This is a genomic window from Ruegeria sp. CDSA241, from assembly GCF_059611265.1.
Genome location: NZ_JBXWPF010000008.1, coordinates 1 through 24447, shown reverse-complemented (window position 1 = coordinate 24447; position 24447 = coordinate 1). Strand labels below are relative to the sequence as shown.

Annotated in this window: 23 protein-coding genes and 1 tRNA gene; 12 read left to right on the top strand and 12 right to left on the bottom strand. The window is 57.3% G+C overall.

Annotated features, from left to right (window positions below):
- Positions 1-31: 31 nt before the first annotated feature.
- A complete protein-coding gene (locus AC2FJV_RS08910) occupies positions 32-1165 on the top strand; it encodes a polysaccharide biosynthesis/export family protein (RefSeq protein WP_496713435.1) in 1134 nt (377 codons plus the stop codon).
- Entirely contained in the window at positions 1165-3171 is a 2007-nt protein-coding gene (locus AC2FJV_RS08905; RefSeq protein ID WP_496713434.1) for a capsule polysaccharide biogenesis protein, read from the top strand. Before AC2FJV_RS08910 ends, AC2FJV_RS08905 begins: the two co-directional genes overlap by 1 nt.
- Here the strand turns inward: AC2FJV_RS08905 and ribD are convergent.
- The 6 genes from ribD to AC2FJV_RS08875 form a co-directional block, all read right to left on the bottom strand.
- Entirely contained in the window at positions 3168-4268 is a 1101-nt protein-coding gene (gene ribD, locus AC2FJV_RS08900) for a bifunctional diaminohydroxyphosphoribosylaminopyrimidine deaminase/5-amino-6-(5-phosphoribosylamino)uracil reductase RibD (protein WP_496713432.1), read from the bottom strand. The genes AC2FJV_RS08905 and ribD overlap by 4 nt on opposite strands.
- Positions 4265-4735 carry a transcriptional regulator NrdR gene (gene nrdR / locus AC2FJV_RS08895; protein ID WP_142634651.1) on the bottom strand — a complete coding sequence of 157 codons (471 nt, stop codon included), beginning with the start codon at positions 4733-4735 and terminating at the stop codon, positions 4265-4267. The genes ribD and nrdR overlap by 4 nt, the downstream gene beginning before the upstream one ends.
- Positions 4736-4856: 121 nt before the next feature.
- Entirely contained in the window at positions 4857-5270 is a 414-nt protein-coding gene (locus AC2FJV_RS08890) for a secondary thiamine-phosphate synthase enzyme YjbQ (protein WP_496688207.1), read from the bottom strand.
- A gap of 19 nt (positions 5271-5289) precedes the next feature.
- Positions 5290-5688 carry a hypothetical protein gene (locus AC2FJV_RS08885; RefSeq protein WP_142634653.1) on the bottom strand — a complete coding sequence of 133 codons (399 nt, stop codon included), beginning with the start codon at positions 5686-5688 and terminating at the stop codon, positions 5290-5292.
- 78 nt (positions 5689-5766) lie between these two features.
- Positions 5767-6270 (bottom strand): DUF4166 domain-containing protein, encoded by a 504-nt coding sequence (locus AC2FJV_RS08880; protein ID WP_496688205.1) that lies wholly within the window; start codon positions 6268-6270, stop codon positions 5767-5769.
- A 41-nt stretch (positions 6271-6311) separates the two neighbouring features.
- A complete protein-coding gene (locus AC2FJV_RS08875) occupies positions 6312-6659 on the bottom strand; it encodes a thiol-disulfide oxidoreductase DCC family protein (protein ID WP_496688203.1) in 348 nt (115 codons plus the stop codon).
- A gap of 422 nt (positions 6660-7081) precedes the next feature.
- Here AC2FJV_RS08875 and AC2FJV_RS08870 point away from each other — a divergent pair, with 422 nt between their 5' ends.
- Complete coding sequence (locus AC2FJV_RS08870; protein WP_281994815.1) at positions 7082-8059, top strand: helix-turn-helix domain-containing protein; 978 nt, start codon at positions 7082-7084, stop codon at positions 8057-8059.
- 193 nt (positions 8060-8252) lie between these two features.
- On the opposite strand, the gene rpoD is transcribed toward AC2FJV_RS08870, so the two are convergent.
- From rpoD to AC2FJV_RS08850, 4 genes are all read right to left on the bottom strand, one after another.
- Positions 8253-10241: an RNA polymerase sigma factor RpoD gene (gene rpoD, locus AC2FJV_RS08865; protein ID WP_496713430.1), complete on the bottom strand. Its 1989-nt coding sequence runs from the start codon at positions 10239-10241 to the stop codon at positions 8253-8255.
- A 114-nt stretch (positions 10242-10355) separates the two neighbouring features.
- Positions 10356-12305 (bottom strand): DNA primase, encoded by a 1950-nt coding sequence (dnaG, locus tag AC2FJV_RS08860; protein ID WP_496713428.1) that lies wholly within the window; start codon positions 12303-12305, stop codon positions 10356-10358.
- A gap of 80 nt (positions 12306-12385) precedes the next feature.
- Positions 12386-12682, bottom strand: coding sequence for a hypothetical protein (locus AC2FJV_RS08855; RefSeq protein WP_142634663.1), 297 nt, complete (start codon positions 12680-12682; stop codon positions 12386-12388).
- Positions 12683-12827: 145 nt separating this feature from the next.
- Positions 12828-14258 carry a Glu/Leu/Phe/Val family dehydrogenase gene (locus AC2FJV_RS08850; RefSeq protein WP_271946263.1) on the bottom strand — a complete coding sequence of 477 codons (1431 nt, stop codon included), beginning with the start codon at positions 14256-14258 and terminating at the stop codon, positions 12828-12830.
- Positions 14259-14590: 332 nt separating this feature from the next.
- Here AC2FJV_RS08850 and AC2FJV_RS08845 point away from each other — a divergent pair, with 332 nt between their 5' ends.
- Genes AC2FJV_RS08845 through AC2FJV_RS08835 form a run of 3 tightly spaced genes read left to right on the top strand, consistent with a single transcriptional unit; the run spans position 14591 to position 17419 of the window.
- Positions 14591-16204 carry a TadE/TadG family type IV pilus assembly protein gene (locus AC2FJV_RS08845; protein WP_282027475.1) on the top strand — a complete coding sequence of 538 codons (1614 nt, stop codon included), beginning with the start codon at positions 14591-14593 and terminating at the stop codon, positions 16202-16204.
- Positions 16201-16734 (top strand): TadE/TadG family type IV pilus assembly protein, encoded by a 534-nt coding sequence (locus AC2FJV_RS08840; RefSeq protein WP_142634669.1) that lies wholly within the window; start codon positions 16201-16203, stop codon positions 16732-16734. The genes AC2FJV_RS08845 and AC2FJV_RS08840 overlap by 4 nt, the downstream gene beginning before the upstream one ends.
- A gap of 4 nt (positions 16735-16738) precedes the next feature.
- A complete protein-coding gene (locus AC2FJV_RS08835) occupies positions 16739-17419 on the top strand; it encodes a hypothetical protein (RefSeq protein WP_142634671.1) in 681 nt (226 codons plus the stop codon).
- Positions 17420-17490: 71 nt separating this feature from the next.
- Here AC2FJV_RS08835 and AC2FJV_RS08830 read toward each other — a convergent pair whose 3' ends face one another.
- A complete protein-coding gene (locus AC2FJV_RS08830) occupies positions 17491-17961 on the bottom strand; it encodes a hypothetical protein (RefSeq protein WP_281972336.1) in 471 nt (156 codons plus the stop codon).
- A gap of 159 nt (positions 17962-18120) precedes the next feature.
- Between AC2FJV_RS08830 and AC2FJV_RS08825 the strand changes: the two genes are divergently transcribed.
- Positions 18121-19032, top strand: coding sequence for a pirin family protein (locus AC2FJV_RS08825; RefSeq protein WP_281972337.1), 912 nt, complete (start codon positions 18121-18123; stop codon positions 19030-19032).
- 7 nt (positions 19033-19039) lie between these two features.
- Here the strand turns inward: AC2FJV_RS08825 and AC2FJV_RS08820 are convergent, their stop codons facing one another.
- A complete protein-coding gene (locus AC2FJV_RS08820; protein WP_281994819.1) occupies positions 19040-19627 on the bottom strand; it encodes a TetR/AcrR family transcriptional regulator in 588 nt (195 codons plus the stop codon).
- Between the two features lie 100 nt (positions 19628-19727).
- On the opposite strand from AC2FJV_RS08820, the gene AC2FJV_RS08815 reads away from it, so the two are divergent.
- From AC2FJV_RS08815 to AC2FJV_RS08795, 5 genes are all read left to right on the top strand, one after another.
- On the top strand, positions 19728-19976 hold the full coding sequence (locus AC2FJV_RS08815) for a hypothetical protein (RefSeq protein WP_142634680.1): 249 nt from the start codon (positions 19728-19730) through the stop codon (positions 19974-19976).
- 124 nt (positions 19977-20100) lie between these two features.
- Positions 20101-21387 (top strand): homoserine dehydrogenase, encoded by a 1287-nt coding sequence (locus tag AC2FJV_RS08810; RefSeq protein WP_142634682.1) that lies wholly within the window; start codon positions 20101-20103, stop codon positions 21385-21387.
- A 69-nt stretch (positions 21388-21456) separates the two neighbouring features.
- A complete protein-coding gene (glpX, locus tag AC2FJV_RS08805) occupies positions 21457-22440 on the top strand; it encodes a class II fructose-bisphosphatase (RefSeq protein ID WP_142634684.1) in 984 nt (327 codons plus the stop codon).
- 91 nt (positions 22441-22531) lie between these two features.
- Positions 22532-24274 (top strand): single-stranded-DNA-specific exonuclease RecJ, encoded by a 1743-nt coding sequence (gene recJ / locus AC2FJV_RS08800; protein ID WP_496713425.1) that lies wholly within the window; start codon positions 22532-22534, stop codon positions 24272-24274.
- A gap of 98 nt (positions 24275-24372) precedes the next feature.
- Positions 24373-24447 (top strand) — tRNA-Glu (locus AC2FJV_RS08795).

Genomic DNA, 24447 nt, shown 5'->3' with positions numbered 1-24447 from the left:
CCAAAACCAAGACGTTCGAGGATATTCGGCAGTGCAGCGCTTTCCAATCCGATGGGGACGGGGTGTAACCCTTGTGGCCGCTCTTGGCCTGCTGGCCGCGTGCCAACTACCTAAAACCGGCCCAAACAAATCCGAAATCCTTGCCGGTTCGACTACGAAAGGTGGAAACGCCTATGTTGTTGAGGTCGACGACCGGGTGGCGCAGGTCACGTCGGCAGTGCCTCAATACGGGTTCTCGCAAACCTTCCGTAGCGCTCAGAACCTGACCGCCGACACGGTTCGTCCGGGTGATGTACTGGGCCTGACAATCTGGGAAAACGTAGATGACGGGCTGTTATCCGGAGAGACCGGCGCCTCAACATCCCTGGAAGAGGTACAGGTCGATAGCGAGGGCTTCATCTTTGTTCCCTATGCCGGGCGCCTGCGCGCAGCCGGAAACACGCCGGAACAGCTTCGCACGTTGATCACGGAAAAGCTCCAAGATCAGACCCCTGATCCTCAGGTCGAAGTGCGCCGTATCGCCGGGGACGGATCAACCGTTTCGCTGTCGGGCACCCTGTCCGCACCCGGGATCTATCCGATCGAACGACCAACCCGCACACTGGCCGGAATGCTGACACGGGCTGGCGGCGTGATCGAAGGGTCCGATATCGCCCTGGTGACACTAATCCGAGGCAGTCAAAAAGGGACGGTCTGGTACAATGACTTGTTCCGCAACCCGGAATTTGACGTTGCCCTGCGGGGTGGCGACCGCATTCTAGTCGAAGCCGACAACCGGTCCTATGTCGCCTTGGGGGCGACGGGCGGTCAGTCGCGCGTGGCATTCGACAGTCAGGATCTGTCCGCGCTGGAAGCGCTGGCACAGGTTGGTGGCTTACAGCCCCTGTCTTCGGACCCGACCGGCATTTTCGTTCTACGAAAGGAACGACAGGACATTGTCCGGTCAGTCATGGGAAAACCGGACCTGCAGGGAGAGCAGCGCATGATCTACGTGCTGAACCTGACAGCACCCAATGGCCTTTTCATCGCCCGTGACTTTGTCATCCGCGATGATGACACAATTTACGTCACCGAAGCACCTTACGCGCAATGGAGCAAATCCATCTCGTTGATCGCCGGTGGCCTGACCCCGCTTGCCAATGTCACGACACTGACAGGCGGATGATGCCCTCCGTTCCTCAAGGAACGCATGCCAAGGCCGAACGCAGTCGTCTTTTGGTCTATAATGGCGGATTTCTGACAGCCGCGCGCGTGCGGAGAATTCTGTCACTGGCCGGATATGATATCGGCATCGGCACGCCCAAGGGGTCGGATCTGGTGGGTATCTGGGGCAATAGCCCGACGGCACATCGTGGACTGCGTATAGCGACCAAATACAATACTCCGATCTTGCGCGTAGAGGATGCATTCCTGCGATCTCTGCACTCAGGACGCAATGGCGATGCTCCGCTGGGTCTGCTGCTTGATCGCAGCGGTGTGCATTTTGATCCAACACAGCCTTCGGATCTGGAAACACTTCTTGCGACCGACCCGTTGGATAATACGGCCCTGCTGAACCGGGCACGTGGCGGGATGGCGCGGCTGCGCGAACTGCATCTGAGTAAGTATTCCGCCTATGATCCCGCGACCCCTGCGCCGGACCCAGGGTATGTCCTGGTTGTCGATCAAGCACGCGACGATGCTTCTGTAAGGGCAAGCGGCGGCGATGAGGCCCGGTTCCGCGAGATGCTGGTTATGGCGCAAGAGGAGAACCCCGGCGCGACCGTTCTGATCAAAACCCACCCCGACACGATCGCAGGGCACCGGCCCGGATATTACTCTGCCGATGATCTGACCGACCGCGTATCCTTTCAGCACAGCGCCATCAGCCCCTGGACCTTGTTAGAGGGTGCTGTGGGCGTCTACACCCTGTCCTCGCAACTTGGGTTCGAGGCCATATTGGCCGGTCACAAACCCCGCGTCTTCGGCCAACCGTTTTACGCCGGATGGGGTCTTACCCAAGACGAAGCCCATTTCCCAAGACGCCAACGAAACCTGACGCGCGCGCAACTCTTCGCCGCCACCATGGTTCTTTATCCCAAGTGGTACGATCCCTATCGGGATCAGCTGTGCGAATTCGAATCCGTGCTGGACACGCTTGAAGGTCTGACCCGCGCCTGGCGACAAGATTACAAGGGCTGGACGGCATCCGGGATGCGGCTTTGGAAACGCAGGCACCTGCAGCACATGTTTGGGCGCGAGAAAAAGGTAAAATTCACGCCTGACGTTCCCGAAAACCCAGATCGTCCCCACATGGTTTGGGCGCGGCACGGCCGTGATATGGAAAACGTCACACGGGTCGAGGATGGCTTCGTTCGGTCCCGTGGGTTGGGGGCCAGCCTTGTGCCGCCTCTGTCGCTGTCGCTAGATGACCTTGGGATCTATTACGACCCGACCAAACCCAGCAGGTTGGAAGAGATGATCGCCAAGCGGGAGACCCTGCGGCCGGATCAGGAATTGCGGGCCGAGCGGTTGGTGACACAGATTATCGCCGGAGCGGTCAGCAAATATAACACCGGCGGCCCGGTTCTGGACTTGCCAAAAGGTCACCTCATTCTGGTGCCCGGACAGGTCGAGGACGATGCCTCGATCCTGTTTGGAACCAGCACCGTTCGCACCAATACCGAACTTCTACGCACCACCCGCGAGATGAACCCGACCGCCGTTCTGATCTATAAACCGCATCCCGATGTCGAAGCTGGCCTGCGTGAAGGTGAGGCCGAAGCTGAGGGGCTAGCAGACCTGATCGTCAAGAACACCGATCCCGCCGCATTGTTGGGTGAGGTTCAGGAGGTCTGGACCATGACCTCTCTGCTAGGGTTCGAGGCGCTGATGCGCGGATTGCCGGTCACAACGCTCGGCGCACCCTTTTATGCTGGTTGGGGTTTGACGCAGGATTTGGGATCCGTCCCCGCCCGTCGTGGTGCACGGCCCTCCCTGCTGGGATTGATCCATGCCGCACTGATCGATTACCCGAGGTATCTGGACCCTGTCACCGGCATGCCCTGCCCTCCGGAAGTGGTATTGGAAAGGCTGACAGATGGCTACCAGAGCCGATCTGGCCCCGGCCTTAGACTGCTCTCGAAACTACAGGGCGTTTTCGCAACACAGGCGCATCTCTGGCGCCGTTAGCGCAATGCCCGCGCCCAGCGATGCATCACGTCTTGACCGATGATGCGGGTCTCCAGCAGTTCAAACCGTGGGGCCTCATCCAGACGATCCATACCAAGCCCCCCGATGGCAGGCAAACCTTCGGCACCAATCGCAAGCCCGGCACTGAAGCCGATCAACTCATCAACCAGTTCATCCGCCAAAAGCGACGCGGCAAGGGACGATCCGCCCTCGCAAAAGACGCGGGTCAAACCCTCCTGCCCCAACTGCAGCAACAGGTCAGCGGCATCAATGTGATGATCGCGTAACGCGCAGGGGATAAGCCTTGCGCCCAGTCCTTCCCACGCTTTTGCACGTTCGGCATCCGGTGACGGACCATGGCACAACCACACCGGAATTTTCGAGGCGGTGCGTGCCAGTTGACCCATCAACGGGATATCCAGATGGCGCGAAACGACAACGCGCACAGGCTGACGTTCAATCCCAAGATCCCGAACTGTCAGAGAGGGGTCGTCTACACGCGCCGTACCCGCCCCAACCATAACGGCATCATGCGTTGCCCGCATGGCATGAACAGCCCGCCGCGAGGTCTGACCCGTAATCCACTGACTATGGCCGCTTTCGGTCGCAATGCGCCCGTCAAAACTGCTGGCCAGTTTAAGCGTGACAAATGGCCGGCCCTGTTCGGTCTTTAGAAAGAAACCGGCGTGGTCGCGGGCCGCCTGATCCGCAAGAACACCGGTTGTCACGTCAATCCCAGCGTCGCGCAGCATGGCAAAGCCCTGCCCGGCAACACGCGGATCACTGTCTTCGATGGCTGAAACAACACGCGCCACACCGGCCTCAATCAAGGCCTGAGCGCAAGGCGGGGTCTGTCCGTGATGGGCGCAGGGTTCAAGCGAGACATAAGCAGTCGCGCCACGCGCCTGCGATCCCGCCTGTCTTAACGCTTCGGTTTCTGCATGTGGCCGACCGCCAGGTTGCGTCCAACCACGCCCAACAATCCGCCCGTCCTGTACGAGTACGCAGCCAACGGATGGGTTGGGCCAGCACGTCCCCTGTCCGCGCCGCCCCATGTCAAGGGCCAGCGCCATATATCGCTTATCTGTTTCGCTCACTCGTCCGTCGAAGGCTGCGGCGGGCGCAGTTCGTGGACAAACTCCTCGAAATCATCGGCCGCCTGGAAATTCTTATACACGCTTGCAAACCGAACATAGGCAACGGTGTCGATCCGCGCCAGAGCTTCCATAACAATTTCACCGATCTTGCTGGACGGAATGTCGGTATCGCCCATGCTTTCCAGCCGTCGCACAATACCCGAGATCATCTGATCGATACGTTCCGGATCAATCGGGCGTTTCTGCATCGAGATACGGATCGAACGTTCCAGCTTGTCGCGATCGAAATCCTCGCGTTTTCCATTGGTTTTGATCACAACCAGATCGCGTAACTGAACGCGTTCATAGGTGGTGAACCGTCCGCCGCAAGCCGGGCAGAAACGGCGCCTGCGGATCGCGACATGATCCTCTGCCGGGCGTGAATCTTTGACCTGAGTGTCGATATTTCCGCAAAACGGGCAGCGCATCCGCCGTCTCCTCGTCTCTTGTTCCGCCTCTTTTAGTAAGCGCTGTGGCCCACTTATCCACAACTATAGGGCAGCCTCTAGGATTTGGGTAGTCGGAAATTTTTACCGCTAAATAAAGGGGTCACGCGAAATGCGCAGCGACGCGTCGGTTGTGTGATTGGGTCCGGTGTTCAAACAGATAAACGCCCTGCCATGTCCCCAGCATGGGCACCCCTGCGGCGACAGGAATGCCCAAGGACACAGGCAGCAACGCAGCTTTGATATGTGCTGGCATATCGTCTGGCCCCTCATAGGTGTGCCTTAAATACGCCATCGACGGATCATCCGCCGGTGGGACCAGACGTTCGAAAAAGGCCTGCAAATCTGTCCGCACCTCGGGGTCCGCATTTTCCTGAATGGCCAGAGAACACGAGGTATGGCGTACAAACAGGGTCAACAATCCGTCGTAACCGCTTGGGGCAAGCCAGTCTCGTATATCCGAGGTGAACTCATACAGCCCCGGCCCCTGCGTTGAAATGATAAACTCGGTCTGCAAAACGCGGGTCTTACCTTCTTCAGTCAAAAATTGGCTGCCGGAAACACAGGCCATTCGCGTTCTGGACGGACCTGCTCTGCCCCGGCTGGAAACCAATGGAAACAAAGCTTGTGCTCTGCTCGACATTTGCCGGAGGGGTCAACGAAAATTGGACCGCCGTGCGGCGACCGGTAGCTTCGCTTGGGCCATATCCACGCACAACATAGATATTCTGCTGCCACCCTGCCCCCAGGCTGCGACGAGCAAAATCTGCAGCAGCGCACCAATAGCCATCCACATCCCTGCGCGCGCGCGGGATCACCTCAAACACTTTGTCGTTTACTGCAACAGTCTGAAAACCGTTTGGTGCTGCTGTCACCGCCCCCGGTTCAAACAACGTGGCGGCGGCCAGAACCGCAGATGTGATCACTTTTTTCATAATGCTACTCTCTCATGTTTCTTGATAAATATTAAAGTAGATTGCAGGAGGCCATGGCAAAGCCACCTCACGTTCAATTCAGGCATTGTTCCTATTTACGTGAACCGGCATCAGCCAGCCCCGATATCGGATCAGTTGACCCAACATCGGCATTTCTGCCGAAACATCGAACCGAAACCGGCCTTGATCATCCTGCCATTCCACCGTCGCCGAACGCGGTAAAAGAAAGTTTGGGCATGGCACCCCCAATAGAGTGAGGCGCAGGATGTTCAAATGCAGCTTTTGACCTCGAACCTGTGGGCGCATCCAGATGGTCAGCCCTCCGATCCTCTCTTTCACGCACCGCCTGTCTGCGTCGTAGACCAGATGAGACAGCGTCTCATGCCCGCCAAAATCCCTGAACCACTCCCATTCCTGGCCAGTGAGTTTGGTTCGAATGCGGACCGTCTGAGTATCTGCAGCGGGGGGAAACCCACCCAACCACAATGACAAAGAGGTCAACCACCCGGTTCCTCTTTGGATGCTGCATAGTCCTGTAAACTCTGCCGTTTCACTGTGGAATTTTCGAACCGCATCCGGCACCTCAGAATTGGCTGGAAGGGCCTGCAGAAATGGGTCCGGCCTCACGCATACCCTCCGGGGAAGAACCGCGCTTTCAGGGATGAATCCGGAACCAAGCACGTTTCGAACCGCCCAAAGAATGCAAATCGGTGGCGCGCGATGAAATGATAAAGCGGATCCTTCAAAAACCGCGGAAGAAATCGACAGGCCGACAGAACAGGCCACAAAGCGGGTAAGCTGCGCATTGCAGCAGCAAAAGCATCCAAGCGCTGATGCACAACACCGTCAACGATCACAAGATTGGTTTCAAACTCGTCGGTGGGCAGGCCGAGTTGCCGGTAAAGGCTTTGTCCTATGGGGGACTGGGCAATTACAAACTTGAACCGCTTCTTTGTGTCGGCCCACAGCATGAACCTGAAAAATCGAGAACACAGCACGCATTCTCCATCAAAAACGATGAGGTTCTGCTCGGTTCCCACATCTGAGATCGCCCGGTCTTGCATTGGATACCAGATCAATTTCGCCACAACCGGACCGTGCCATTGAAGGGTAAAATCCGCAATGCGACACGTAGGTTTTCAGATGAAACGTGCCGGGGAGCCACCGATCGCTAGTCTGAGACGACCGGAGCTCTACCCTCATCCCCATAAGGTGCTGACCCGACAACACGGGGTAACTATGCCTTTGCGCTGCTATATCCTTGCTGAAAAGTGCCAGAAACTTGTGAAAACCTGCCAGATGGGTTTGCCTGCACTCCTGCAAACTGGGTTCAAATTTTTCGCGAAAGCATTAAGAATTGGATATGGAACTTGATATTGCCAGAATTCAACACTTGACCCGAACGGTAGATGAGCGTTCGGGCGGCCCAGAGTTGGCAGACCAGCTTTTGGAACGCAGCGGTCTAAGCCGAGCGGCAATCGCTCCCCCCACTACAGTCTACAGTGCGCAAACTGAGGCGATGTTCATCAGATATGCCTGCGACGCTATGCGCGACATAACTTTTGCCGCCTATGCGGGTTCAAAAGTCAGTTCGGCCTCTAGCATTACGGCCTATATCAGCAAGTACTCTCGTGACCTCCGACAGGTGTTTGAAAACACAACCCGCTTCTCTCGCATCATAGATCCCACAATCACCTTCAGTCTGCGCCATGCCGGGAATTTTGTGTCCTTCGAGGCGGACTGGGAAGACGCAAGTTTTGCCCGGTATCACAGACGCACAGAGTTTTTGATGTTTGGGACACTGGCGCGAATGCGGAACCTGACGCAGTCAGACTTCCACCCCATCGCAATTCGCTTTCAACACGAGGTTGGAGAGAAAAGAAATCTATTTCAAAAGCTTGCAGGATTTTCGGTAGAGTTTGGAGCAGAAAACCTAGAGATTGTTCTGTCGCCTTCATCTCTGGATCTTCCCGTGCCCACATATGACCCGATGCTTCGAGAGCATCTGATTGAGTACGGGGAACGCGTCTTGGCAGAGCGGGCTTCGCCTAAGCAAAAATTGCGGGCGCAGGTCGAGGGTCTGATTACACGTTCGATGCCGGGGAATTTTCCGCAAGCCGATGACATAGCCGCCAATCTCGGCATGAGCCCGCGAACATTTGCACGTCGGCTAAAGGATGAAGGGTCAAGCTATCGAGAGATCGCAGACGATCTGCGCTGTGATCTGGCCCAAACTTTCATCACCAACGGTATGCAGCTATCTGAAATTGCATTCTCACTTGGCTACGCAGACCAACCCGCCTTTTCCACCGCTTTCAAACGGTGGACGGGTCGCGCGCCCAGCGCTTTCCGCAGCCGCCTGGACCCGTGATCGTAACTTTGAGGTAGCCGGGGGTCGTCAGCCTTGCAGCCTCGCCCCGGCCCGTCCCATGAGTGGACATTGCGGATATAGGAAGACGCGCAGCGGGCTTCTTGTGAGTTCTCGCCAAATTGATGTTTCTACAAGCCACCGTGAACAGTGGTTTCAAACGAAAAAGGCGCCTCGGTCGAGGCGCCTTTCTGGGTTACTGATCCAGGAACGACCGCAACTTTCGCGACCTGCTGGGGTGTTTCAGTTTTCGCAGCGCCTTCGCCTCGATCTGACGGATACGTTCGCGCGTCACGCTGAACTGTTGGCCGACCTCTTCCAGAGTGTGGTCGGTGTTCATACCGATGCCAAACCGCATCCGCAGAACCCGTTCTTCCCGCGGGGTAAGTGAGGCCAGAACACGCGTGGTCGTTTCCTTGAGGTTTTCCTGAATAGCACTGTCCAGCGGCAGCACAGCATTCTTGTCCTCAATGAAATCGCCAAGCTGGCTGTCTTCTTCGTCGCCAATCGGCGTTTCCAGGCTGATCGGTTCCTTGGCGATCTTCATCACCTTGCGGACCTTCTCCAGCGGCATCTGCAGCTTTTCGGCCAGTTCTTCCGGCGTCGGCTCGCGGCCGATTTCATGCAGCATCTGACGACCGGTCCGAACCAACTTGTTGATCGTCTCGATCATATGGACCGGGATACGGATCGTGCGTGCCTGATCCGCGATGGACCGGGTGATCGCCTGACGGATCCACCAGGTGGCGTAGGTCGAGAACTTATACCCGCGGCGGTATTCGAACTTGTCTACGGCCTTCATCAGGCCAATGTTACCTTCCTGAATAAGATCAAGGAATTGCAGACCACGGTTCGTGTATTTTTTGGCGATCGAGATCACCAGACGCAGGTTGGCTTCGACCATTTCTTTCTTGGCCTGGCGCGCCTCTTTCTCGCCTTTCTGGACCTGCTGTACGATGCGGCGGAATTCGCTGATGTCCAGGCCAACATATTGCCCGACCTGAGCCATATCGTTGCGCAGTTCCTCGACCTTGGAGGTCGAGCGTTCGATGAACATCTGCCAGCCCCGGCCCGGCTTTTCAGCCATCTCAGCCAGCCAGTTCGGGTCCAGTTCACGCCCACGATAGGCGTCAACAAATTCGCGACGGTTGATGCGGGCCTGATCCGCCAGCTTCACCATCGAGCTGTCCAGCGACATGATCCGACGATTGATGCCATAGAGCTGGTCGATCAAAGCATCGATCCGGTTGTTGTGCAGATGAAGGCCGTTCACCAGTTCGACAATCTCGGCGCGCAGCTTCTGATAGGTCGCTTCGTCCGTGTCGCTGAATGTGCCGTCTTCGTTCAGGGTTGCCGAAATCCGGCTGTCCTGCATTTCGCTCAGCATCGCAAAATCAGTCGAAATACGCTCGAGCGTCGTCAGAACCTGATCTTTCAGAGCAGCTTCCATAGCAGCGAGCGACATGTTCGCCTGCTCGTCTTCGTCATCGTCATCATCGGTCGCAATCGGGTTGCCATCGGCATCCAGCTCGGGGCCTTCTTCCTTGGCGGGCCTTGCGGCCTGCACGGTCGAAGTGTCGACGACCGGCTCTTCAACATCGCCGTCGTCGTCCATCTGATTGCCGAAAGTGGCCTCCAGATCAATGACGTCGCGCAGCAGAATGTCTTCGGACAGCAATTCATCATGCCAGATCGTAATCGCCTGGAAGGTCAGCGGGCTTTCACAAAGCCCCAGGATCATCGTATTGCGACCAGCCTCGATCCGCTTGGCGATAGCAATCTCGCCCTCACGGCTGAGCAGTTCGACCGAACCCATTTCGCGCAGATACATGCGCACCGGGTCATCGGTACGATCAAGCTTTTCGGCGGCGGCACCGGCCAGCGTGACCTCACGGTTGCTTTCCGTTGTGATCAGGTCGGTCGAGCCTTTATTCTCTTCCTCTTCCGCCTCTTCATCTTCGATGATGTTGATCCCCATCTCGGACAGCATCGACATAACGTCTTCGATCTGTTCCGAGCTGACCTGATCAGGCGGCAGGACCTGATTGAGCTGGTCGTAGGTGATGTAGCCTTTCTCACGAGCCTCGGCGATCATCTTCTTGACCTGAGTCTGGCTCATGTCCAGCGAGATTTCCTGTTCCTGCTCGTCGGATTTGCTGTCTTCGTTTGTATCCTTGGCGGCCATTCAATGCTCCTGCAGGGATGGGTGATTCGATTGAACCGAATCATTAGCGCGTTGAAGTGATTCGGCCACCCGTTTACCTGTTTTTCTTTTCCAGTGCCTTACGAAAACACCACATTACCGGCGTTTTCGCTCGAAATTGATACCTGACATGATTGCCTTAAACGCATCCTTCTCGTCGCGGTTGATTCGCGCACCATTGTCAGCGATGTCGAAAACGGCCCTGTCTTCATTCTGGCTTCGGCTTGTTCTGTTGCGCTCTTCGGCGGCTTGCGCCAAGCGATAGGTCAACGCTTCATCGTCCAGATCAGACAGCTCCTCTGCGGCTTCGGCAATCTCTGCGTCCAGACCCCTGAGAGCTTTGATTTTGGCGAGTTCCTCAGCCAATGTCATTTCGGCCTTTTCAACGTCGCCCGGTTTATTCACGCAGGGGATCACTGCGACATGGCGAAGGGCCAGCAGGTTTTCAAGGGCGTGATGTCCCAAAGTTTCCGCAATATGTTGTTTGAGGTTCTCAGGATCATCTATCGCGTGCCGTAGAATGGCATCGCGCAGGCCCGCGTGATCTTGGTCACGGCACTCCATTTCTTCCAGTTGGTGTTCAAACTGCACCACGACTTGGGGGTTCAATGCGGCGATGGCCAGAATGGCGGCTTCGCGCATCTGGATATCGGCATTGTCGGATGATGCCAGGAATGACGCCCGCGCGCCCGGTGTGGCCGGTTGCGGCTGGGGCTTCCATTTCCCGCGTGTTTGCCAGGTGCGGTTTTGTGGCTGCCTTTGAGGGCGAAACAGCTGCCAGCGCAGGTCTTTGATCTCTTGCCCGTAATGCGACCGGATCGACGGGTCACGGATCAGCTTGATCTTGTCGCGCAAGACCTTGTCCAAAGCTGCTTTGCGTTCGGGGCTGTCGAACACCTTGCCTTCGGTTTCGCGCTGCCACAGCAGCCGGACCATCGGCATGGCGCCTTCCAAAACCGTCTGCACGGCTGTTGGCCCTTCGGCCCGCAGCAGGTCATCGGGATCTTTGCCCTCGGGCATCAATGCAAAGCGCAGGGACTTTCCTGCCTCAAGCAGCGGCAGGGCCAGATCGACCGCCCGCATCGCAGCACGCAAACCCGCCGTGTCGCCATCCAGCGCAATGATCGGCTCGTCCGAGATACGCCACAGCAGTTGCAACTGATGCTCGGTGATTGCGGTGCCCAATGGGGCCACCGATGCGCCAAAACCGGCCTCGGCAAGCGCGATCACATCCATATATCCTTCGGCCACGATCAATGGCTGCCCTTTGCCGGCAGCCTGCCGCGCGGGGCCTTGATTATAGAGGCTGCGCCCCTTGTCGAACAGTTCAGTTTCGGGCGAGTTCAGATATTTCGCATTGTCATTGGGGTCCATCGCCCGGCCACCGAACGCAATGCAACGCCCGCGCGGATCCCGGATCGGATACATGATCCGGTTCCGAAACGTGTCATAGGGCTTTTTACCTTTGTTCGAGGGTTTCGCCAGACCCGCACCAAGGATCAGATCTTCGGCCACGTTCTTGCCGCGTAGGTGATCCCAAAGCGCCTGCCAACCGTCGGGAGCAAAGCCGATTTCCCACCGATCCAGCGCCTGCACTTTCAAGCCGCGCCGCGCCAGATAATCGCGCGCCTCCCCACCTGCCCCTGTTTTCAGCTGCAACCGAAAGAACTGCACCGCCTGTTCCATCACCTCGGCCAGTTGCGTGCGACGATCCTGTTTCTCTTGCGCCTTGGGGTCACGTTCTGGCATCGGCATTCCGGCTTCACGCGCGAGAATTTCGACCGCTTCGATGAACGAGACATTCTCGGTCTCTTTCACGAAGCTGATCGCATCCCCTTTGGCATGGCAGCCAAAGCAGTAATAGAATCCCTTTTGGTCATCGACGTGAAACGATGCTGTCTTCTCGTGATGGAACGGGCACGGAGCCCACATGTCGCCCTTGCCCTGATTGGACTTGCGCGCGTCCCACATGACTTTGCGCCCGACGACCTGAGACAAGCTCAGCCGGGTGCGCAACTCATCCAGAAAACCGGGTGGTAATGACATGGGTTAAACCTGACAGAAACGGCAACGCGCGCCAAGGGGAAGGCGCGCGTTTGTCCGCAAAGAAATCACAAGGTTTTGGATTACTGCTGCAGGCACAGCTCCATCCACGTGGCGCCGAGATCCTTTTTGCGCACATCGCGCATCTTCTGCTCATAGACCCAAGGGGTGATCAGCGGGATGGCGGCATTATAGTTCGCGGGCCAGGTCGGACCTGTATCGGCCACGGCTTGCGGCACGTCGCGCTCCTTCACGCGGTCAAGTCGCGCCTGCTGGATCGCCGCCACGACATCCGCCTGATGCTGGCAGCTTTGTTCTTTTGTTTCCTGAGCAGCCAGAGGTGTGGCCAGTAAAATAGCCGCAACGGCAATACGCAACATGGGGGTCTCCGGGATTCGTTCTCGTCGCTGAAGTCTACTGCCGGGCGAAGATGCGCGCCATCGTCGAATTGCATCTTGCGCAGCCCTGTTGCGCCTTGGTCCTGCGGGCGATGGATCAGATGCCAACCGCCCGCAGAGAGTATTGTCAAAGTCCCTTAGCGCGGTAGCTTTTCGAGACACGGTCAATGGCCACGATGTAGGCCGCGGTCCTCAGATCCTCGACATCGTCGCGACTGTGCCAGACTTCACGCATCGACTGGTAAGCAATCCGCATGGTGTCATCAAGCCCCGAACGAACCAGCTCAAGCTCATCCGCACCTTTCAGGTATTTCGCCTTGAAGTTCGGAGACATGGACCAGGCATCGCCCAGATAGCGGTCCAGCCGTTCCAGCTCGCTGACGATCAGCTCGTGCCGCGACTCTTCCTGGCGACGCTGCATGCGGCCAAACCGGATATGGCTTAGGTTCTTAACCCATTCGAAATACGAAACGGTCACACCGCCAGCATTTGCGTACATATCAGGAATGATCACGACGCCCCTATCGCGCAGAACTTCGTCTGCACCAGCTGTCACTGGGCCGTTTGCAGCTTCGATGATCAACGGGGCCTTGATGCGATCGGCATTATCAAGGTTGATCACACCTTCCAGCGCCGCCGGGATCAGGATGTCGCACTCTTCTTCCAGCACGGCCCCTCCCTCGGCGGAATGGGTGGCGTCGGGATAATCGCTGACGCCGCCATGCTTGACAATCCATTGGCGAACCGACTCGACGTCGATCCCGTCGGGATTATACAGCGCTCCGTCCCACTCAATGATGCCCACGATACGAGAGCCGTCTTCCTCGCTCAGGAACTTGGCAGCGTGGTAGCCCACATTTCCCAGACCCTGAACAATAATGCGCTTGCCGTCCAACTTGCCCGACAGCCCTGCCTTTTGAATGTCCTCAGGATGGCGGAAAAACTCGCGCAGCGCATATTGAATGCCGCGGCCCGTGGCCTCGACCCGTCCGGCAATACCGCCAGCATTCAGCGGCTTGCCTGTCACGCAGGCGCGCGCGTTGATATCAGTTGTATTCATCCGGGCGTATTGGTCCGCCATCCACGCCATTTCACGCTCACCCGTCCCCATATCCGGGGCTGGCACGTTCTGTGACGGGTTGATCAGGTCGCGCTTGGCCAACTCATAGGCGAACCGGCGGGTGATCTGTTCAAGCTCATGCTCTTCGTATTGGCGCGGGTCTATACACAAGCCGCCCTTTGATCCGCCAAATGGCGTTTCGACCAGGGCGCACTTATAGGTCATCAGCGCCGCCAGCGCTTCGACTTCGTCCTGGTTCACCGCCAAAGCATAGCGAATGCCGCCTTTCACCGGCTCCATATGTTCGGAATGTACCGACCTATACCCGGTGAACGTGTGTATGTCACCGCGCAGCCGGACGCCGAAGCGTACAGTGTAGGTGGCGTTGCAGACCCTTATCTTTTCTTCAAGGCCCGGAGGCAGATCCATCAGGGACGCTGCCCTGTTAAACATAAGATCTACACTCTCTCGAAAGCTGGGTTCTTTTGTGGCCGTCATTTAAACCTCCGTGCCGGCGAACGACTTGCGTTCTGACGTTTTGTCGCACCCCTTTGCTAAACGATCAATGTTTAAGCAGAAATAAAATCTCAAGTTACGGGGAAATATTCGAACTCTGGCTGAGTCGCCAAACCCAGACATTATCCGCCGAATTGTTCACGCATCGAATACAGCCCCGCGCAACGGTCCGGAATTATCCCTCAATTTCCCTCAAACCAGCCAAAACTGGGCCCTTTTCGCCCAATTCCCGCCACGTTTCGCAGTTAATTTCCATACGTTAACTTTTCCTTAGCAGCTTTGGATGTCTGCTCAGCGAGGTCTGCAAGATGAAAATGCCCAAGTTTCTACGCGAAAGCAAAAGCGGCGCTAAATCCGCGCTAAGCGCGCGCCGGTTCGCAAAAAGCGAAGACGGTACATTCACAATCTTTGTATTGTTGGGTTTCCTGGTGATCATCGCCTCGACTGGGGCTGGCGTTGACCTAATGAATTTCGAACGCGACCGCGCCAATCTGCAATCAACATTGGACCGAGCCGTTCTTGCGGCCGCTGACCTTGATCAGAAAAAGCCCGCACGCGAAATTGTCGATGCCTATTTCGAGAAGGCCGGGCTGGGCGGCAAAATCACTTCTGTCGTGGTGGAAGAAGGCTTTGGATCACGTAAAGTATCAGCCACCGCCGAGGCGACCATCAAAACCCACTTTATGCATTTCTCTGGCGTCAACAGCTTGACCGCTAACGCGGCCAGCACAGCCGTCGAAAGCATTGGAGCAGTTGAAATTTCGCTGGTTCTCGACATCTCAGGCTCAATGAACAACTATTCGAGTTCTGGCGGGAAGAGCAAAATTGCGCTTCTGCAGGATGCGGCCACAGAATTTGTCACGCTGATGCTGGATTCAGATGATCCTAACCGCACGGGCATTTCGATCTCGATCGTGCCTTACGCAACTCAGGTCAACGCGGGTGAACCCATCCTGAGCAAATTCACCAACGTTACAGCAGAGCACAACTACTCCCATTGTGTGAACTTTATCCCTGAACAGTATAGCGACGCGGACCTAGAGCGTGATGACAGGCTGGAACGCACCGCGCATTTTGACCCCTTCACCTATTCCGAAGGCTCGATCAGAACACCGGTTTGCCCGGTCCGCGATGGCAGTGCGATTACGCCTGTTACCGATAATCTGGAGGCATTGACCAAACAGATCAAGGCGTTGACTGCAACCGGGAACACCTCGATAGATGTCGGCATGAAATGGGGCGTGGCCTTCCTGGACCCAAGCGTTCGTGGCATTGTGAGCGACCTGGCTGACGACAACATCGTTCCAAATCACTTCCGGACCCGCCCGTCAGACTATAACTCGGACATCTTGAAAATTGTAATCGTAATGACCGACGGTCAGAACACGGACCAGTATATGCTGAACCCGTCCCTTCGGGAGGGCTTGTCGGATGTCTGGTACAATGCTGAGGCCTCCGAATACACAGTCTACCATTCGCAGGGTCGGCCTAACTTTTTCTGGCCACAGCAGAACACATGGGCGGACCATCCGTTCGGCAATCCTGATCCAGAGACACCAGCCAACGAAGAATTGGGTACGGCTGTTCGCCTGACCTATCCAGAACTTTTCAACCGTGTGTCTTTGGCCTGGAATGCAAGATATAACTATTACTGGCAGTCAAGTGCATGGGCCGAATGGTACTCGAAAGCGTATGCCAAAGTTGAAACTTCGGCCAAGAACCAGCGCACCAAGCATATCTGTGACGCAGCCAAAGATGAGGGCGTCATTGTCTATGGCATCGCCTTCGAAGCACCCAGAGCCGGGTACAAAACCATCAAGGACTGTGCCAGCTCGGACAGCCATGTATACAATGTGAACGGTCTGGACCTGGAAGACGCATTTGCTTCTATCGCGTCGTCGATCAGAAAACTGCGGTTGACCCAATGATCGGAGCCCTTGTTTCAAAGCTGCGAAGCCTGAGACGCAGGGAAGATGGGGCGGTCACCGTCGAGTTTGTGATCATCTTCCCGGCATTCATGTTCTTCATCCTGAGTGCGATGGAATATTCGGTGGTCACCTTGCAGCAGGCGATGTTAGAGCGGGCTGTGGACCAGACAGTTCGCGACATTCGCCTCGGCACGGGCACCAACCCAACGCATGATCAGATAAAAAGCACGATCTGTGATCGCGTTGTAGTGATCAAACGCTGTACCACCAACTTGCAGCTGGAGATGCTGCAACAAAGCGCGTTTGTCGGGTTGAACCTACCGCCTGTCCCGGATTGCACTGACAATTCTGAAGAAGTGAACCCAGTTCGCGCTTTCGAAAATGGCCTATCGAACGAGTTGATGATCCTTCGGGCCTGCGCAAAGGTCGATCCGATTTTCCCTACATCGGCGATGGGGCGTATTTTGTCGGATGAATCAGGCCAGATCGAACTTACCGCGACGACTGCCTTCGTACAGGAGCCTCTGTAAGCCTATGTTTTTCATTTCAAAGCTCCGGAATCTTCTGAAATCCAAGACGAAAGACGAGAGTGGGGTACTCACGGTTGAGGCTTTGCTTGTCTTTCCGATGCTGGTGTGGACGATCACAGGCGCCTTCACGTATTTCGACGGCTTCCGCCAAAGCGCATCTAACCTTAAAGCGGCATATACGGTTGGCGATTTGATCTCTCGCGAGACCGGCACGATCACGGACACATATATCACCTCATTGCATTCGCTGCTGGTGGCGATGGTCAACAACCGATCACAGATGAATCTGCGCGTGTCGCTGGTTGTGTTCGACGAAGAAGATGATCGTCATTACGTCAGATGGTCAACCGCGCGCGGGTACGACAGCATCTGGACCGACGACAATATTGACCGCATGCGTGATAACCTGCCGCCTATGCCCAACCAGGACACACTGATCATTGTTGAAACGGCGAATGCTTACATTCCGGTCTTTGACTCGATCTATGGGGTAGATTTCCTCAAAGGCGACCACGTCTTTGAAAATTTCGTCTTTACACGCCCACGCTTTACCAATGAGGTTGCGGCAAATGTGTCGGGCGTTGTTGAAATTGAGGAAAATCCCGACGGGTCTGGCGAGATCGGTGAAATCGAGGACCCTGGCACAGGGGATTCCGGTGCGAGTGCGGAAAGCGCAACGAACTAGGACAGGGTGGGTTGGCATCTTAGTGCCTTCCACCCCGCCTTCGAATAACGAGGTGGCGCTGAAGGTCTGACCTAGCCGCGTTCTGCCACCATCACAGACAAAATCTCGGACATGAATTTGGTTTCGGCGGCGGATGTCATGCCGCCTATGCCAACGCGGCGTCCCAAGCGCCACCACAGCCCCGGCGCCCATCTATTTGCACCTGATTGCCGGGTTGTTACCAGAAAGCCATTCGACGGCTTGAAGGCAAACGCACCTCTTTCGACGGTTTCAATGTCTTCTATTGCGGCGATCGGCTGCCCTGCCCCGGTTCTGAGTTCGGTCTCAGTCAGCTCGATCCAATCCGAGGTTGCCTGCCACATGCGATAGGCCAGCCAAAAGGACGCCGCGCCTACCACAAACAGGAATGCCTGCCAGGATGGCTCCGGCGGCGCGGCAAGCGCGACGAAAACAACCAGAAAGCCCACGGTCGACAACATTCCGACACCCATCCACCGCCTGGGTGATGAGGCTTTGACCACGGCCAGAACTTCTTGTTGCATTTGCTGCTCTCCCACTTTGCAGTTGGGTTTAGCCACTTTCCCAGCCAAACAACAGAGGCGAACGCACCTGCTGAATTTCGCACAGGTTGCGTGTTTCAGCGCAAATTGACCCGCCATGGCGGTGCGGTACATCTTCCCCATAGCAACAGGAGCGCTGCAATGTCCCTCAGACCGACTTTGGAAACCCGAAAGGCCATACCGACGATGGAGGGGGCAGGCGTTAAACTGCACCGCGCTTTCGGCTTTCAGGATCCGTCAGAACTGGATCCTTTTTTGCTGTTCGACGACTTTCGCAATGAACGCCCGCAGGATTATCAGGCTGGATTTCCATGGCATCCGCATCGCGGGATCGAGACAATCACCTATGTCCTGTCCGGCTCGGTTGAGCATTCGGATTCACTTGGCAATAACGGAACACTTGGCGCGGGTGATGTGCAGTGGATGACGGCAGGGTCCGGAATCCTGCATCAGGAAATGCCCAAGGGAAGCCAAACCGGCCAAATGCACGGGTTTCAGCTGTGGGGCAATCTACCCGCGGCCCAAAAGATGACAACACCGCGATATCAGGACGTTCCGCGCAAAGAGATCCCTGAAATCATGGACGATGACGGAACCGTTGTCCGTGTGATCGTGGGGACGTTTTGGGGCAAGACAGGCCCAGTCGACGGCATCGCCGCCGACCCTCAGTATCTGGACATCCAAATTCCGGCAGGTGTGAAGAAGACCTTCCCCATAGACACCTACCGTCGCGCATTTGCATATGTATTCGAAGGCGCGGGCGCCTTTGCTGATGCCTCGCGGCCTGCGGGGGTCCTTTTGGAAAAAGAAGTTGGCGGCCAAGAGGTGAACATTCGTGACATGTCGGGAGACCGAACACTGGTTCGGTTTGGGAGTGGTGACGAAGTGACCGTTCAGGCAGGTCCGGAGGGTGTCCGGTTCCTGCTGATTTCCGGCGCACCGATCAATGAGCCGGTCGCGTGGCACGGCCCCATCGTCATGAACACCCGGACCGAGCTTGAACAGGCTTTTCGCGAATTGCGCAACGGGACGTTTATTCGGCCGGCACATTGACTGCCCTTTAAGCAGTCATCGCCTTTCGGACCATGTCCCAATAGACGGCTTCAACCTCGTCCAGCGAAAGCCGCCCACCGGCGCGATACCACGTCATGACGCCGTTCAGCATGGCGATGACCGCCAATGTCGCAATCTTCGTATCCGCGACCGCAAAGATACCCGCCCGCTGACCTTCGCGCAAAATGGCTTCAAGCCCGTCTTCATACTTGCGGCGCAGATCCTCTATTTCGGCGAAGTTTTCGGGCGTGAGGTTCCGAAGTTCCATATAGGCGATGAATACCTCGTCAGGGCGCTGCAGGTGGAACCGTATGTGAAATCCGACAAACCGACGCAAAGCAACCTGCGGATCGCCAGTTTGCTTTTGCTCGCCATAGGCGGACAACAAATCCTGCATATGGTCGCGCATCAAACGGAACAGAAGGCTCTGCTTATCCGGGGTGTAATTGTACAATGCCCCGGCCTGCACCCCAACCTCGCCCGCAATTTTCCGCATGGAAACAGCAGCATACCCATGGCGCGCGAAAAGCCGAAGCGCTGCCTGCCGGATACGCGGGCCGGTAATGTCCGAGTGTGAGCCTTGTGTACGTGCCATGTATCCACCATATCTGAACGGATGTTCAGATAGAAGCCCGCTTGAAACGACCGGACAAAAAGTGCATCACCGATGCCAGTTGCCACAATAAGGTTTCATCATGAAGCCCCTTCTTCTTCTGCCCCTAGTTTTGCTCTGCCTGGGATGCACCAATTTTCCCGAGCTGAAAGACCGCGAAGGGCCAAATGTGCAATCGGCCCCCTACCCCAAATTAACCCCACTGGCAGATGTTTTCGCTGTGCCTGTTGACCCGCTGTACGAAGCGGCAGAGGTCGAAAGTGAATTGACCGACCGCAGCAAGGCGTTGAAGAAAAAGGCAACGGCATTGCAAAACGCTCAGACCAATTAATCCTCAGGTTTTCTGCCGCCCGGCATGGGTGTCGCGGATTGCGCCTCGGCGCTGAACCCGCTAAGGCAGCGGGAACGGGGAAACACCCCAGTTTAGGATATTCGAGCGGAAAGGAACCCACAGGATGACACAGGCGCTGCGGCTTGGAATTGCGGGCTTGGGAACTGTTGGTGTGGGTGTCGTCAGGATCGTGCGCCGCCATGCCGACCTGCTGCAGGCACGAACGGGTCGTCCCATCCAGATCACAGCGGTTTCCGCGCGTGACGCTGGCAAGGATCGCGGTGTGAACCTGTCGGATTATGCCTGGGAAACTGACCCTGTCGCATTGGCACAGCGCGACGATATTGATGTTTTTGTTGAACTGATGGGCGGGGAAAACGGACCTGCCAAAGCCTCGGTCGAAGCGGCGCTAGCCAGTGGTAAGGATGTCGTCACCGCCAACAAGGCCCTGTTGGCCATTCACGGTCAGGAACTGGCCGAAATGGCCGAAGCCGCGGGCCGTGTGATCCGCTTCGAAGCGGCCGTGGCTGGCGGCATTCCAGTGATCAAATCCCTGACCGAAGGACTTGCGGGCAACGAAATCACCCGCGTCATGGGGGTGATGAATGGCACCTGCAACTATATCCTGACCCGGATGCAATCGCAGCGGCAGGGATATAACGCCCTGTTCGACGAATGCGCGCAGCTGGGTTACCTTGAAGCCGATCCAAATCTGGATGTGGGCGGGATAGACGCCGCGCATAAACTGGCGCTGCTTGCCTCAATCGCATTCGGCACCAAACCGAATTTCGACGGGATCGAGATCGAAGGCATTCAGCAGATCAGTCTGGATGACATCGACCAGGCCCATGACATGGGATACCGGATCAAACTGTTGGGCGTGGCTCAGCGCACGGCACGGGGGCTTGAACAGCGGATGCAGCCGTGTCTGGTGCCCAGTGACTCGCCCCTGGGCCAGCTTGAAGGCGGCACCAATATGGTGGTGATCGAAGGCGACGCGGTCGAGCAGGTTGTTCTGCGTGGCCCCGGAGCTGGCGAGGGTCCAACGGCCAGCGCGGTGATGGGCGATGTCTGCGATCTGGCACGTGGGCTTCAGATTCCGACTTTCGGCCGCCCTGCCAGTTCGTTGCAGGACGCAGTGCCAGCGCTGACTGGTCGCCCTGCCCCCTATTATTTGCGTCTAGGTCTGCTGGACAAACCCGGCGCCTTGGCCAAAGTTGCGGCCATCCTGGGCGATGCCGGGGTCTCGATTGATCGCATGCGCCAATACGCCCATGCGGAAAGCACCGCGCCGGTTCTGATAGTTACCCACAAAACCACCCGTGCCACGCTGGATGTCGCCTTGCTGGGCCTGCACGAGACCGATGTTGTTTCGGGCACACCGGTTGCTTTGCGGATTGAAGAGGTTTGACCCTTGCGGCCTGCACGATACGCAGGCTATGCCGGACAAGACGCCGATACTGACCTGAGGATAGTGAAAATGAGTGCTGCCAAGATTGATTTCAATGACCGCCTGTTGTCTCTGGGCCTGGCGCGGGTTGCGGAACAGGCTGCGCTTGCTTCGGCTTCGCTGGTTGGACGGGGTGATGAAAAGGCCGCTGACCAGGCCGCTGTGAATGCCATGCGCGAACAGCTGAACCTGCTGGATATCGCCGGTGTTGTCGTGATCGGTGAAGGCGAGCGCGACGAAGCGCCGATGCTGTACATTGGCGAAGAGGTCGGGTCCGGCAATGGTCCCGGCGTCGACATCGCGTTGGACCCTCTGGAAGGCACCACGCTGACCGCCAAGGACATGCCCAACGCGTTAACTGTGATAGCAATGGGCCCGCGCGGATCAATGCTGCATGCACCGGACGTTTATATGGACAAACTGGCCGTTGGCCCGGGTTTCCCTGAAGGCGTTGTCAGCCTGGACATGAGCCCGCGCGAACGTGTGGAAGCACTGGCCAAGGCCAAGGATTGCGAGCCTGCCGACATTACCGTCTGCATCCTGGAACGCCCTCGGCATGAGGCAATGATTGCCGAAGTTCGCGAAACCGGTGCATCTATCCGCCTGATCACCGACGGTGATGTTGCTGGCGTCATGCACTGCGCCGAAAGCGAAGTCACCGGGATCGACATGTATATGGGCCAAGGCGGCGCCCCCGAAGGTGTTCTGGCCGCTGCAGCGCTGAAATGCATGGGCGGGCAGATCTTTGGCCGCCTGCTGTTCCGCAATGATGACGAACGCGGCCGCGCAGCCAAAGCGGGCATCACCGATCTGGACCGCATCTATTCGCGCGATGAGATGGTAACCGCCGATGTGATCTTTGCCGCAACCGGCGTCACCGGCGGCTCTTTGCTGCCGCGCATCAAGCGCGAGCCGGGTTGGGTTGAAACCACCACTCTGCTGATGCGGTCGAAAACCGGGTCGGTTCGGCGCATGTCCTACCGCACGCCGACGTGGTCGCATAACGACGGCTAAGATCTTGCGCCTGACCATCGTGCAGGGCTATCCATAGAAATGATAAGGCCGGGTCCGCGAGGGTCCGGCCTTGGCACATCAGGGGCAGGACATGAGCTTTCTTGGGGTTGAACATTCACTGTCAGCACGTCGCTGGGTCGGCCCCTCGGCGGATGTAGAGCGCGCGACCGAGGTGCTAGTACAACAAGCCGGATTGCCTCGGGCCGTCTGTCAGGTTCTGGCCCGGCGCGGTGTTCCGGCAATGGAAGCTCCGGGATTTCTAGAACCCAAACTGAAAGAGCTGTTGCCCGATCCGCGCGCGATGAAAGACATGGAAACCGCTGCAACCCGTTTTCTGACTGCGGTCCGGCTAAAGCAGCGCATTGCGATCTTTGCCGATTATGACGTCGACGGAGGCAGTTCGGCTGCTCTGCTACTCACGTGGTTGCGTCAGATGGGCCTGCAGGCGACGCTCTATGTGCCTGACCGGATTGATGAGGGCTATGGCCCCAACGTCCCGGCGATGCAGGAACTGGCCGCCGCGCATGATCTGATTATATGCGTCGATTGCGGAACCCTCAGCCATGAACCCATCGCCGCCGCAAAGGGGGCCGATGTCATCGTCCTGGACCACCACCTTGGTGGCGAAACTTTGCCCGATTGCGTGGCCGTGGTGAACCCGAACAGACAGGACGAAAGCGGCGATCTTGGCTATTTTTGTGCCGCCGCCGTCGTGTTCCTGATGCTGGTCGAGGCCGGACGGCAACTGCGCGAAGCGGGTGCAAAAGGGCCTGACCTGATTGCAATGCTAGACCTTGTGGCGCTGGCCACGGTGGCGGATGTGGCTCCTTTGATCGGTGCAAACCGCGCGCTTGTGCGTCAGGGGCTGAAGGTCATGGCGCAACGACAAAGACCGGGGTTGGTGGCGCTGTCGGATGTGGCGCGGATGGATTCCGCGCCCAACAGCTATCATCTGGGGTTCATGCTGGGCCCGCGCGTCAACGCAGGGGGCCGGATCGGCCAGGCCGATCTGGGTGCCCGGCTGCTCAGCACCGATTCAACCCATGAAGCAGAGGCTCTGTCGCAGCGGCTGGACGAGTTGAACACCGAGCGGCGCGATATTGAAAATGCGGTTCGGGCAGCCGCCATGGAACAGGCCGAAGAACGGGGCCTTGATGCGCCCTTGGTCTGGGCGGCCGGGGAAGGCTGGCATCCGGGCGTTGTCGGCATCGTCGCGTCGCGCCTCAAAGAAACCGCCAACCGCCCGGCCATCGTCATCGGTCTGGACGGGGATGAGGGCAAAGGATCGGGCCGATCCGTGAGCGGCGTCGATCTGGGCGCTTCGATTCAGCGGCTGGCTGCGGAAGGTCTGTTGGTCAAGGGCGGCGGCCACAAGATGGCTGCTGGCCTGACCGTCATGCGTGATCAGCTGGAACCGGCGATGGAACGGCTCAGCGAATTGCTGGCAAAACAAGGGGCAGGTCAAACCGGCCCTGCTGACCTGAAACTGGAAGGCACACTTATGCCCGGCGCGGCCACTGTCGATCTGATTGAACAGATTGAAAAAGCAGGGCCTTTCGGCGCCAGTGCTCCGGCTCCGCGGTATGCCTTTCCGGACTTACAAGTGCGCTTTGCCAAGCGGGTCGGCGACTCCCATCTGAAGCTGTCGCTGTCGGACGGGGTGGGTGCCGGGTTGGATGCCATTGCGTTTGGCGCCTTTGACGGACCAATGGGGGAACGGCTGACCAATCACGGCGGCGCACGCTTTCATTTCGCCGGACGACTTGAGGTGAACACATGGGGTGGACGGCAAACTGTACAACTCAGATTGGAAGATGCCGCCGAGGCGATCTAAGGCCGCATTCGCCACCGCCAAAAAACTTTCACAACCCTGCGTTTTTCGGCTTGCGGGGGTCAGAGTGAAACCGTAAAAGGCCCCCCACAAGCTAGCGTGGCCCGTTCGTCTATCGGTTAGGACGCCAGGTTTTCAACCTGGAAAGAGGGGTTCGATTCCCCTACGGGCTACCA